This is a genomic window from Archangium sp. (assembly GCF_036277355.1).
In the GTDB taxonomy this organism is placed as follows: domain Bacteria; phylum Myxococcota; class Myxococcia; order Myxococcales; family Myxococcaceae; genus Archangium.
The window spans coordinates 1-11,867 of record NZ_DASUNC010000178.1; the positions used below are offsets into that span (position 1 = coordinate 1).

General features: G+C 71.7%; 8 protein-coding genes and 1 pseudogene. 4 read left to right on the top strand and 5 right to left on the bottom strand.

Translation table 11 applies throughout. The features are described 5' to 3' along the window. Window positions 1–52 precede the first annotated feature (52 nt). The 4 genes from VFZ09_RS44740 to VFZ09_RS44755 all read right to left on the bottom strand — a co-directional run bounded on the left by VFZ09_RS44740 (window position 53) and on the right by VFZ09_RS44755 (window position 2,666). Complete coding sequence (locus VFZ09_RS44740) at window positions 53–322, bottom strand: hypothetical protein (RefSeq protein WP_329733961.1); 270 nt, start codon at window positions 320–322, stop codon at window positions 53–55. Between the two features lie 71 nt (window positions 323–393). Then, window positions 394–1,041 carry a nuclease-related domain-containing protein gene (locus VFZ09_RS44745; protein ID WP_329733962.1) on the bottom strand — a complete coding sequence of 216 codons (648 nt, stop codon included), beginning with the start codon at window positions 1,039–1,041 and terminating at the stop codon, window positions 394–396. Window positions 1,042–1,287: 246 nt separating this feature from the next. Beyond that, the gene (locus tag VFZ09_RS44750) at window positions 1,288–2,013 is read right to left on the bottom strand and encodes a DUF2381 family protein (protein ID WP_329733963.1); all 726 of its coding nucleotides are present in this window, start codon (window positions 2,011–2,013) and stop codon (window positions 1,288–1,290) included. Beyond that, window positions 2,010–2,666 carry a hypothetical protein gene (locus tag VFZ09_RS44755; RefSeq protein ID WP_329733964.1) on the bottom strand — a complete coding sequence of 219 codons (657 nt, stop codon included), beginning with the start codon at window positions 2,664–2,666 and terminating at the stop codon, window positions 2,010–2,012. The genes VFZ09_RS44750 and VFZ09_RS44755 overlap by 4 nt, the downstream gene beginning before the upstream one ends. 76 nt (window positions 2,667–2,742) lie before the next feature. Between VFZ09_RS44755 and VFZ09_RS44760 the strand changes: the two are divergent. Continuing rightward, window positions 2,743–3,471, top strand: a pseudogene (locus VFZ09_RS44760) (hypothetical protein); the annotation flags it as partial. Between the two features lie 7 nt (window positions 3,472–3,478). On the opposite strand, the gene VFZ09_RS44765 reads toward VFZ09_RS44760, so the two are convergent. After that, window positions 3,479–5,611, bottom strand: a complete 2,133-nt coding sequence (locus VFZ09_RS44765; RefSeq protein WP_329733965.1) for an ATP-binding protein — start codon at window positions 5,609–5,611, stop codon at window positions 3,479–3,481. A 177-nt stretch (window positions 5,612–5,788) separates the two neighbouring features. Here VFZ09_RS44765 and VFZ09_RS44770 point away from each other — a divergent pair, with 177 nt between their 5' ends. The 3 genes from VFZ09_RS44770 (at window position 5,789) to VFZ09_RS44780 (ending at window position 11,813) form a co-directional block, all read left to right on the top strand. Beyond that, on the top strand, window positions 5,789–7,762 hold the full coding sequence (locus VFZ09_RS44770; RefSeq protein ID WP_329733966.1) for a 4-alpha-glucanotransferase: 1,974 nt from the start codon (window positions 5,789–5,791) through the stop codon (window positions 7,760–7,762). A 343-nt stretch (window positions 7,763–8,105) separates the two neighbouring features. After that, a complete protein-coding gene (locus tag VFZ09_RS44775) occupies window positions 8,106–11,312 on the top strand; it encodes an ATP-binding protein (RefSeq protein WP_329733967.1) in 3,207 nt (1,068 codons plus the stop codon). Window positions 11,313–11,324: 12 nt separating this feature from the next. Further along, entirely contained in the window at window positions 11,325–11,813 is a 489-nt protein-coding gene (locus tag VFZ09_RS44780; protein ID WP_329733968.1) for a response regulator, read from the top strand. The last annotated feature ends 54 nt before the right edge of the window (window positions 11,814–11,867 follow it).

The following is an 11,867-nucleotide window of genomic DNA, read 5'->3' on the forward strand; positions in this document are numbered from 1 at the left end:
CGGACGCCAAGGAACTGGCGAGACTTGCGGCGCTTCGGACCGCGCTGAGGCACTAATGGCCTGGAACCCGAGCCCCACGGCTCACACATAAAGAGCTGTGACAAGGAGAGCAGCGTGCGTGGAAGATCAGCATGGGTGTCAGCTGGGCGTAGCTCTCCACTCCGCCCACGCCGCCGTCTGGCAGCAGCGCCAGCCCGGTGATCTCCAGGCGGGTCAGGTAGCGCCACCCTCCCGTCATGGACGCCGCGAGCGGCGATGGCATGGCCGTAGCGGGCCGCTCCGCCTGGGACAGCAGCAACAGCACCAGCAGTGCGGAAGTCATCGGCGCCTCCAACAGCAGGCGCCAAGGCTAGCAGAAACCTCATCAACTCCAGCGTTGCTACCCCTCTCCTATTATTGCCACGTCTCCTCGCGCCGTGCTGCCCGGACGAGCTCCTCCACCTCGTGCTCACCGAGTTTCGCGGGCCGCTGAAGCAGGAACGAGAGCAGCATGTCGTCGGCGAGTACCGACACGTACTGCGGCTGCTTCTTCACCGTGAGGGCGGGCTTGACGAAGACGAGCAGGCCGTGCACCCAGAGGGTCTGCCGCCGTGTTGCGCTCGTGAGCTTCTCGCGTACGCGCTTCGCCTCGGCCTCGAGTTTCTCGATGTGGTGGGTGGGCTGGCCGTTCACTTGGAGATGGGGCCCCGCCACCCAGACCTTGCCGCCCATGTTCTTCGTGTTGATGACGAAGACGCCCGGGGGACCCACGAGCAGGTGGTCGATGTTCGCCCCCCGGGCACCGATCTTCACATCATGCTCGATGGCCCACCCGTGAGGCTGGAGCTGCTGCAAGAGCCCGGCGACGTGCTCCTCGCCTTCCGCGCCCTTTCCCCAGGCGGATTCCTCCGTCGGGATGTTGAAGAGACGGGTGATGAGCGTCCGGATGGGCGCCTCTCTCCTGAGGGACTCCTGCCGCTCTCTGGCACTCTGGCCGGGCCGACGTCCCACGCGGCGTGGCGACGCGGAGGCCGAGGGCTCCTTCCTCCTGCCGAAGAACATGAACGTACTCCTGTGGAAGATGACGGCTTGCTGCTCCCGCACACGGGTACGCAGCCAACCATGAACGTTGGAATACCGTCATGATTCCCAGGAGGTTGTATGGCCCCTCAGTCGCCCACCGATCATCGAGCCGAGCAGCTGTCTGCCTGGAAGCCAGCAGTGGGGTGCCGCTGGCCCCCTTTCCAGGGGACTCACTCCAGGGTGATGTTCAAGGAAGGGGTGGCAGGAGCAAATGGTGGGAGCCCCTCATGGGAACGTCACTCCACCGACGCTGAACGTCCGCGCCCCACTCTCATCCCATGGCTTGAGGGTGAAGCGGCCCCGGGCCTGCTCCTCCGTCAGTTCCGCTTCCACCATCACCTCCCATCTTCCTGGCTTGAGAGGAGGGGACTGCCACAGCGTGACGTTCGGCCGCACCCCACCCGGCGCCGTCAGCTGCGCGCCTTCGGCCCTCCAGTCTCGCGCGTCTGGACTCTCCAGCGTCAACTGCACCGCCACCCGCACGCGCTTGTCTCCTGCTTCAGAACTCGGGGCGGCGGTCCGTAATGCGACGGCGTCACTCAGTTCGAGGGCGTTGTCGCGGGCGAGGGTGAGCTTCCTGATGATGCTCTGGGCGTGAACGCCTTCTGGTGCCTCGTCCGGTCCGCCCATCATACCGTCGGCGCGCAGACCGGTGAGGCCCCGTGGCCCGGCCGCGAGACAGCCCGCCTGGGTACGTGCCAACTCCTCCTGACACAGCTGGCGCTTGCGCCGCTCCGCCTCGGCCTCCTGGCAGCAGGCCTCGGCGGAGCGTGGCTGGCGGTACACCTGGACGTGCGTCTCGGCCTGGGCCCACTGCGTCACGAGGGTGAATTCCGCGCTCGCGGGCACGCCCCCATCCGCGAAGGACACCCGGAGCCGCAGTCGCTTCCCTGGCTTTTCCTCACGGGAGAGCACGAGGGGGAGGACGCGGCCCTCCTCATCCAGGCTCACCCGGCGCCACGCGCCCGGACGCCACTTCCTGGCCCGGCGCTCACCGGAGCAGGAGGAGGCGGAGTCCTCCGCATGAGCGCGAGGAGGGCGCCCATGGCCAGCAGCAGCACGAGGCCGCCCAGCGCCCACGTGGCCCACCCCGGCCCTTGCCGTCGCGCCGAAGGCGGCGTGTCCACGGGCGCGGCGTGTGCGGCCTCGTCCTCCTCCAGCGGCGCCTCGCGCGTGGGCGGCTGGAGCGTGGCACTCTCCTCGGGCGGCGGTGCCAGGGCCTGGGCGTACAGCGGCACGTCCCACGTGGCATCCGCCGTCTCCAGTACCTGCGCCAGGGCTGTCTCCAGCGCCTCGGCGTGCGGCGGCCGGGCCCCGGGCTCCTTCTCCAGCAGGCGCAGGCACAACCCGCTCAATGCCTGGGGCACGCGCGGGTTGAGCTCGTGCGGCGGCGGGGGGCTGTGGGTGAGCACCGCGTCCTGCAGCGCCAGCTCGTCCTCGCCGTCGAAGGGGTAGCGGCCCGTGAGCAGGTGGTAGAGGACGACGCCCAGCGCCCACACGTCGTCGCCCACACGGGCCTCGTAGTGGGCGCCCGGCTGGCGCTCACGCACGAAGCGCCACACCTCCGGGCCGCGGTAGTACCAGCTGCCCGGGGGGAGGCCCACCGTGCGCCGGGGCGCCCCACGCCAGGTGCTCGCCCCGAAGTCCACCAGCACCGGCCCGCCCTCAGGCCCCACCAGCACGCTACCCAACGGCTGCGTGCTGCTGGTGACGTGGCCCACCGCCGCGGACTTCGCCAGCGACGAGGCGCGTCTGGCACAAGCCCGCGCCCACGCCCACCTCCGCCCGGATCTGGACTTCGACACCCTCCTGCATACCCTGCGCGAGCGCAGCGCCACGCTCGCCCCCGTGGAGCCCCGCTTCCACCCGGACGTGGCCCCGCTCCTTTCTCGCGTGGTGGACCGCACCGCCAGCCACCAGCGCCAGCGGAGAATCGCCGAGCTCAACGCCTGGCAGCCGCCCGAACCCGAGGAGTGGCGCCCCGCTTCCTCCGCCCTGTCCCCGGACGTGGACAGACCCGAGCGCGCCCTCGAGCACTACAGCGACCTGGCCGAGCACCTCGTGGCCCTGCTGCACACGCAGGTCCCCTCCGTCTTCGAGGAAACGCCCGAGTCCCTCACGGACGTGGACTTCTACTTCTGGCGCGAGGACTTCCCCAAGAGCCGCCTGCGGGAGAACATCGAGGCGTACGCGGTGCCCGCCATCGGCGCGTACCTGGGAGAGGTGCTGGTGCGCAACCTCGGGGGCCGGTGGATACCGCGCCAGAAGCTCGAGGAAGCCCAGGTGCTCGTGGGCCGGCGCGTCTGGTTTCCCTTTGTCCGTGCCCGTCACTACATGAGCTCATGCCAGGCGCTCCTGGACTACTCCCTCACGCGCCTCTACCGCGTCGCCGAGCGCCACCGCGCCTGAAGAGCGTTCAGGCCCGAGGCGCCTCCGCCGCGCCGAGCGTGAAGCGGAACGTGCTGCCCTGCCCCGGGGTGGACTCCACCCAGATGCGCCCGCCGTGGCGCTCGACGATCTTCTTGCAGATGGACAGGCCGATGCCCGTGCCCGGGTACTCCTCCTTGCCGTGCAGCCGCTGGAAGATGGCGAAGATGCGCTCGTAGTACTGCGGCTCGATGCCGATGCCGTTGTCCTCCACCGGCACCGTCACCGTGTCGCCCTCCCGCGCCGCGGACACGCGGATGCGCGGGGGCCGCTCGCCCAGGAACTTCACCGCGTTGCCCACCAGGTTCTGCAGCAGCTGCGCCAGCTGGGTCTCGTCTCCCTTCACCCACGGCAGGGGCTCCACCTTCATCTCCGCGCCCGCCTCCTGCAGCGCCAGGCGCAGGTGTGACAGCGCCCGCTCCACGCTCCGCTCCAGTGGCACGGGCACCAGCTCCTTGCCCCGCGTTCCCACGCGCGAGTAGGCCAGCAGGTCATTGATGAGCGCCTGCATGCGCGTGGCCCCGTCCACCGCGTAGCGGATGAACGCGTCCGCGTCCGCGTCCAGCTTGCCCTTGTAGCGCCGGGACAGCAGCTGCACGTAGCTCGCCACCATGCGCAGCGGCTCCTGCAGGTCATGCGAGGCCACGTAGGCGAACTGCTCCAGGTCCGCGTTGGAGCGCGTCAGCTCCTGCGCGCGGCAGGCCAGCTCGGCCTGGGCCTTCTCCAGGCTCGCCAGCAGCCCGGCGGTGTGTTGACGGGCCCGCTCGGCCTCGGCGCGCGCCGCCTGCTCGCGCACCAACCGGCGTGCGTCCTCCTCCAGGGCCAGCCGCTCGGTGATGTCCGTGCACACGCCCGTCAGCCGCGAGGGCCGGCCCTGCTCGTCCAGCGTGAGCCGGCCATGGGCCTCCACGTGGCGCACCCGCCCGTCCGGCAGGACGATGCGGTACTGCACGTGGTGCTCCGGCTGCTGCTCGGCCACCACCCGCTGGATGCTGGTGAGCACGCGCTCCCGGTCCTCCGGGTGCATGTCGCTCTGGTAGTCCTCGAAGCCGCCGCCGAAGCTGCCCTCGGGGATGCCGTGGATGCGCTCCAGCTCGGGCGACCAGAGGACGCGCTGGGCCTGGATGTCCCACTCCCAGGCGCCCATCCGGCCCGCCTCGAGCGCCACCGCCTGCCGCGCCTGGGCGCGCCTGGCCTCCGTGTAGAGCCGGGCGTTGTCCACCGCGAGCGCGGCCCGGCGCGCCAGCTCCTCCACCAGCTTCAGCTCCTCCGGCCCCAGCCTCCGCAAGGACTCGGCGGTGGCCACCGTGAGCGTGCCCAGCGTGCGCCCCCGGGCGTTGAGCGGCACCACCATCAGCGAGCGCAGGCCCAGCTCGCGGAGGATGCACAGGTGCTCCTCGCTGCGCGCGGCGGCCACCAGCATCGCGTCGGTGATGTCGGAGGTGAGCTCCGGCTGGCCCGTGCGCATCACGTGGTGGATGCCGCTCGTGGCCTCGGGGTCCTTCGGGTAGAGCTCGGCCAGCCGCTGGGCCAGCTCCACCTTGGCGGGGTCCATGTGGATGGAGGCCACCTGCCGCGACGGGGTGCTGTCTCCCGCCAGGTGCACCGCGCACCAGTCCGCCAGCCGCGGCACCAGCAGGCGCGCGGTGGCGGTCAGCGTGCCCTCCAGGTCGAGCGAGGCGGAGAGCAGCTCCCCGGCCTCGGCCAGCAGGCTCAGCCGCTCCTGGGTGCGCATCACCTCGGTGACATCCCGGAAGACGTTGATGGCGTACACCACCTGGCCCCGTGCGTCGCGCACCGGCGCCGCGGACGCCCGGCTCCAGTGCTCCTGGCCCGTGCGCTTGTCGCGGAAGCGCAGCACCCGCTCGGGGGCACTGCCGTGGGTGATGACCTGACGGCCGGGCAGCTGGCCGAGGCTCAACGGATGGCCCCCGGCATCCAGCACGTCGTAGCGCTCGAACACCCCGCCGCTGCCCGTGCGCAACAGCTCCTCCGGGGAGGCGGCGCCGAGGATGCGCGCGGCGGCGGGGTTGGCGAAGGAGAGCGAGAGGTCCTGCGCCTGCCCTCCGGGACGCTCCTCGGGCAGGAGAGGGGGCGAGGGGGGAAGGGCCGCCGTGCTCATCAGGAACTCCAGGTCGAAGAAGACAGTCTCCCGAGGGGGCTCGAAAGCTCCCAATGGAACGCCAGGACGTCCATCCACATGCCCGGCCACTGTTCACTGGTGGGAGCCGTGGACGAAGGGGTTCACGGTTCCGCCGCTATCTCCTAGGGTGAGGCGTCTCCCCCCCGACAGGTGCCGATGCCCCGAGGAAACCTGCCCGAAGACTACCGGCGACACGTGACGGCGGCCCTGGCCGCGCTCGATGTGCGCAACCTGGTGCTGAGCATCCACGACCCGAGCTTCCCGAGCGCTCCGGGCGAGGACACCGGCCGGGGCACGCCCTACTCGGAAGGGGGCATGGGCTTCCTCGAGTTCGCGCGGGAGCTGGGCTTCAACGGCATCCAGCTCGGCCCGCAGGGGCAGACGTCGGAGGACAACGCCTCGCCGTACGATGGGACGCTCTTCTCGCGCAACGTGTTGAACGTGGCGCTCGCGCCGCTCACGCACGAGGAGACGTGGGGCGGGCTGGTGCGGCCCGAGCGGTTGCAGTCCCTCGTCTCGGCGCGGCCGGGGGGGGACGCGCGGGTGACGCACCGCTACGCCTTCCGGGCCTGGTCCGAGGCGCTGGAGGCGGCCTGGGAGGCCTTCCGGCACAAGCGGCCGCGGGCGGCGCCCGGCAGTGCCGTCGCGTGGCTCTCCGAGCACTTCGACACCTTCCGGCGCCAGCACCACGCATGGCTGGAGCGGGACGTGCTCTACGACGTGCTCTGCCTGGAGCATGGCCGTCCCTACTGGAAGGAGTGGCCGAGCGAGTGGGACCGGCGGCTGTGGAGCCCGCGTCCCGGCGAGGAGGCCTCGTTCGCCAAGCGCCGGCAGCTGCTGCTGGCGAAGTACGCGGCGCGGGCGGAGGCCTATGCCTTCCAGCAGTTCCTCGTGCACTCGCAGCACGCGGCGCTCCGGGAGCGCACGGCGGCGTGGGGCCTGAAGCTGTATGGAGATCTGCAGATTGGTTTCTCGCCGCGGGATGCCTGGGCGTACCAGGGGCTCTTCGTGGGCTCGTACCTGATGGGGGCGCCGCCCAGCCGCACCAACCCCGAGGGCCAGCCGTGGAACTACCCGGTGTTGGACCCAGGGCAGTACCACGCGCCTCCCGACCCCAAGGGCCCGTACCCCGGTGTGCGGCAGCCCGGGCCGGTGTTGTGGTTCATGGGCTCGCGGGTGAACAAGATGCTCTCCGAGTATGACGGGCTGCGCATCGACCATCCGCATGGCCTCGTGTGTCCGTGGGTGTACCGGTCCGGGGAGCTGAACGCGCTGCACGCGGTGCAGAACGGGGCGCGGCTGTTCTCCTCGCCGGACCTGCCGGACCATCCGGAGCTGGCGCGCTGGGCCCTCGTGGCGCCAGGACAGCTGGACCGCTCGGTGCCGCGCTACGCGGATGGCTGGGTGCGCGAGCTGAGCCCGGAGCAGGTGAACCGCTACAGCGCGCTCTTCGACGCCATCATCGCCGCGGCGCACGCGCACGGGCGCAAGGTGTCGGACCTGCTGTGCGAGGTGTTGAGCACCATGCCCCATCCGTTGCAGCGGGTGCTGGAGCAGTATGGGCTGGGGCGCTTCCGCGTGACGCAGAAGGCGGACCTGAAGAATCCGCGGGACGTGTACCGCGGTGAGAACGCCGCGCCCCAGGATTGGATCATGGTGGGCAACCACGACACGAAGCCCATCTGGGCGCTGGCGGAGCGGTGGCGCCAGGAGGGCGAGGCGCGGGCCCAGGCGGACTACCTGGCGTGGCGGCTGCACCCGGAGGACGCGGGGCGCGAGGACTTCGCGCGGCGGCTGCTGGAGGAGCCGGGGATGCTGGTGCAGGCGAAGTTCGCGGACCTCTTCGCCAGCCGGGCGGAGAACGTGATGGTGTTCTTCGCGGACCTGTTGGGCATGAAGGAGACGTACAACGCGCCCGGCACGGTGAGCGAGGAGAACTGGAGCCTGCGCGTCCCCCGGGACTACCGGCGCGAGTACGGGGAGAAGCTCGCGGGCGATGCGGCGCTCAACCTGCCGAAGGCGCTGGCCCTGGCCCTGCGCGCGGGCGGCGAGGCGGCTCGTACCCGGCACGCGCCGCTCATCGCGGCCCTGGAGCGGCTGGCCATGCAGCTGAGCCAGCCGCCCGGGTAGACAGCGCCGAGGGGGCGGACTACCGGAGGCGGCCAGAGGCCTGGCTCTTCACTTGGTCCACCCTCCAGCCCGCGGGGATGCTGGCCTGGGCGGCCGAGGGCCGGGCGTCGAGAAAAACAGTACAGACCCGCCGTCAGCGCTCCGTCGCCGCCGCGGCTCCAAAGATGTGCGTTGTGTCAATCCCTCGTCAGACGCGCGTCTTCTCGGGCCCGCTCACCATGCGTGAGAGAAACCTACATCTCCGTTGAAAGCGGGAGAGATGTGACGAACCGGAATCGAGGTAGTGTGGGGACGGCAAAGGGCTACTCCTTCCCCGTACGGATTCCGTCCTCGCGCATCCCTCATGGCTCCCCTGATCTTCCGCCTCCTGGGCCCCCTCGTCATCGAGCAAAATGGTGGCGCGGTGGAAGTCAAACGCACCAAGGCCAGTGCGCTCGTCGCCTATCTGGCGAGCAACCCGCATCGGCATACGCGCAGCCACCTGGTGGGGCTGTTGTGGCCCGAGGTGGAGGAGGCGCGCGGGCTGGCGTCGCTGCGCAATACCCTCTGGGAGCTGCAACGGATTCTGGGCAACGGCTGGTTGCAGACGGATCGTACCGGAGTGCAGCTGTCCCCCGAGCCGGCGGTCTGGGTGGACGTGGCGCAATTCCAGCGCCTCCTCAAGGACGCGGGAGCCGGAGGCCGGGGGGCGGAGCCCCAGCTGGAGGTGCTCGCCCAGGCGGTGGAGCTCTACCGGGGCCGCATGCTGGCGGGGCTCACCCTGCCGGACTGCTCCGTCTTCGACGAGTGGTTGTCGCTGACCACGGAGCGCCACCACCTGATGGTGACGCAGGCGCTGGTGCGGCTGTCCACCACCCTCGTCGCGCGCGGGCAGTTGGAGGAGGCGCTGCCCCACGCCCAGCGCCTCGTCGCGTTGGACCCGACCAATGAGGAGGCGCACCGCTCGTTGATAAAACTGTACGCGTGGCTGGGCCGTTGGTCCGACGCGCTCCGGCAGCACCAGCTGTGCATGGAGGTGCTGCGGCAGGAGCTGGACGTGGCGCCGCAGGCGGAGACGAGCCGGCTGCTGGAGGCGCTCAAGGCGCGCGAGCTGGCGCCGCCCCCGGGCATGGAGGCCGCGGGCGCGAGCGTGGCCGTGAAGCAGGAGGTGGAGGCGCGGCCGTCCGTGGTGCTGCCCTCTCCGGCCACGCCGCTGTACGGGCGTGCCAGCGAGCTGGCGGCGCTGGTGAAACGCCTGGAGGATCCGGCGTGCCGGCTGCTCACGCTCACCGGGCCCGGCGGTATCGGGAAGACGCGGCTGGCGCTGGAGGCCGCCCACCAGCTGGCCGGGACGTGGCGCGATGGGGTGCGCTTCATCCCGCTGGCGGCGGTGGACGAGCCGAGGCGGCTGTCCAACGCGCTGCTGGAGGCGCTGGAGCTGTCCCCCTCCCAGGCCCCGCCGGAGGTGCAGCTGCGCGAGCACCTGCGCTCGCGGCGGATGCTGCTCATCCTCGACAGCATGGAGCACCTGTTGGAGGCCACGCCGCTGCTGGCGGAGCTGCTGGCGCACGCGCCGGGACTCGAGCTGCTCGTCACCTCGCGCGAGCGGCTCAACCTGCGCGGCGAGTGGCTGCAGCCGCTGGATGGCCTGCCCTTCCCCAGCCCGCAGGGCCCCGCGCGGCCAGGTGAGCGCGAGTCGCTGGAGCTCTTCGCGCTGCTGGCCGGGCGCGTGTCGGCGTCCTTCCAGCTCGGTCCGGACACCGAGGCGGCCGTGGCGCGCATCTGCCAGCTCGTCGAGGGCTCTCCGCTGGGCCTGGAGCTGGCGGCGGCCTGGGTGCCCTTCTTCTCCCCGGCGGAGCTCGTCTCCCGCCTGGAGCAGAGCCTGGACTTCCTGGCCGCGCCCCGGGACGCCCCCGAGCGCCACCAGAGCCTGCGCAACACCTTCCTCCACTCCTGGCGGCTGCTGTCCGCCGAGGAGCAGGGGGTATTGCGGCGGCTGTCCGTCTTCCGCGGAGGCATCGCGCTGGAGGCCGCCGCGGAGGTGGCCGGCGCGTCCCTGGCCACGCTCACCTCGCTGGTGCACAAGAGCCTGGTGCGGCGCGCGGCCTCGGGCCGGGTGGAGCTGCACGGCCTGCTGCGCCAGTACGCCGCGGAGCAGTTGCTGGCCGCGCCCGAGGAGCACCATCAGACGCATCAGCGCCATGCCCGGCACTTCCTCGGACTGCTGGAGCGGCTCCACCCCCTGCTGCTGGGCGGCATGGCCCGGCAGGCCGAGGCCATGGCCGCCTTCGGCACGGAGCAGGAGGACGTGCGAGCCGCGGCACGCTGGGCCTTCCAGAATGGCCAGTGGGAGCTGATGGACCGGGGCCTGGAGGCCTTCTGCCTGGCGCGGGAGCTGCGCGGGCAACCCCACCAGGCCTTCCTCGGGCTGGTGGAGCTGACGGGCTTCCTGCGGCCGGTGGTGGACGTGAAGGCGCCCGGGCCGCTGCGGCGGCTGCTGGGCCGGGTGCTGGTGTGGCAGGCCCGCTTCGCCCTGAATGGCGCGGACTGTCCGAACGGCATGGCGCTGGCCCGGGTGGAGGAGGGCCTGCTGCTGCTGGGCGCGGAAGGGGCCCGGGAGCTCGTCCCCGCGGGCCTGCTCACCGCGGGCCAGCTGGCGCTGCGGCAGGGCAACGTGCCCACCGCGCGCTGGTGCTTCCACGGCAGCCTCTCCCTGGCGCGGGCCAATGGGGACAAGCGCGCCGCCGCCCTGGCCCTGAGTGAGTTGTCCGGGGTGGCCTCCCTCCGGGGCCAGCCCGCGCAGGCCCAGCGCCTGCTGGCCCGGGGCCTGGCCACCTTCCGGGCGCTCGGCGACGAGCGCCACGTGGCCACCTGCCTGGGCCGGCTCGCCACCTTCCTGCACACGCGCGGCGAGCTGGCGCAGGCCGCCTCCACCCTGCGTCAGGGCCTGCGCCTGCTGGAGGCCGCCGGGCTGCGCCTGCAGGCCGCTCCGCTGCGCGCCCAGCTCGCCGAGGTGCTGTTGCCGCTGGGCGCCGTGCAGGAGGCCCGCCAGCTGCTCGAGGCGGACCTGCACCTGGGGCGCTCGCTGGGCCATCTGGAGACGGTGGCCCAGTCCCTCCACGGGCTGGGGCTCGTGGCCGTGCACCAGCAGCAGGGGGCCTCCGCCCGGGAGCTGCTGGAGGAGGCGCTCGCCCTGCGCGGGCAGCTGAGCGCCCGCCGCGCCTACGCCGAGTCCCTGCTGGCCCTGGGCCGGCTGGAGCTGTCCCAGGGGGACCTGCCCCGCGCCCGCGCCCGCCTGCGCGCCGCCCTCCAGGCCGCCACCGAGGTGGGCTCCCAGCCCCTCATCCTCGATGTGCTCGGTACGCTCGCCGGGCTGGCTCCCTCCAGCGGCGGGGAGCGGCTGCACCGCGCCGCCCGCGCCCTGCTCGTCCACCCGCTCACCTCCCATGCCACGCGGCAGCGCGCCGCGGCCCTCCTTCCTCCCCAGGAGCTGCCGCCCGTCGCCGACTTCTCCCGGCCCCCGCTGCCCCAGCTGGTGGCGGACGTGCTGGCGGCGGTGGGGATGGATTAATAAAAGAGCCCCATGCCCTTCAAACAGCTGGATGCGCTTCTGCAACAGGTGGTCGCCGCCCAGCGCGAGCAGGCCGAGCACCCGCGCATCGTCGTCGTGGACGATGATCCAGGCATGCGCCGCTCGCTGGAGACGTTGCTGCGCGGCCTCTACCAGGTGGTCCTCGCCAGCAGCGCCACCGAGGGCGTGGCCGCCGTGGATGGCGACACGTGCGCCGTGGTGCTCGACATCAAGATGAAGGGGTATGACGGCTTCTGGGCCAGCACGGAGATCCGCAAGAAGTACCCGGACGTGCCCATCATCTTCTACTCGGCCTGGCAGGACTTGAAGGACCCCTACGCCGTCATCAACGAGCACCACCCCTTCGGCTACCTGACGAAGGACGGGGACACGGCGCGGCTGCTGGACATGCTGGAGTCCGCGGTGCGCATGCACCGGATGACGCTCTACAACAAGAAGCTGGTGGACGGGCTGCTGCGCGCGCGCCGCGAGGAGGGGTGAGCGCGGGATGACGCTGCGCTGACGGTGGGGGTGTACTCCATGCGCTCTCGGGGA

Coding starts and splice junctions, on each gene's coding strand:
- VFZ09_RS44740 (WP_329733961.1), bottom strand. CDS start 322: ATGACTTCCGCACTGCTGGTGCTGTTGCTGCTGTCCCAGGCGGAGCGG.
- VFZ09_RS44745 (WP_329733962.1), bottom strand. CDS start 1,041: ATGTTCTTCGGCAGGAGGAAGGAGCCCTCGGCCTCCGCGTCGCCACGC.
- VFZ09_RS44765 (WP_329733965.1), bottom strand. CDS start 5,611: ATGAGCACGGCGGCCCTTCCCCCCTCGCCCCCTCTCCTGCCCGAGGAG.
- VFZ09_RS44770 (WP_329733966.1), top strand. CDS start 5,789: ATGCCCCGAGGAAACCTGCCCGAAGACTACCGGCGACACGTGACGGCG.
- VFZ09_RS44775 (WP_329733967.1), top strand. CDS start 8,106: ATGGCTCCCCTGATCTTCCGCCTCCTGGGCCCCCTCGTCATCGAGCAA.
- VFZ09_RS44780 (WP_329733968.1), top strand. CDS start 11,325: ATGCCCTTCAAACAGCTGGATGCGCTTCTGCAACAGGTGGTCGCCGCC.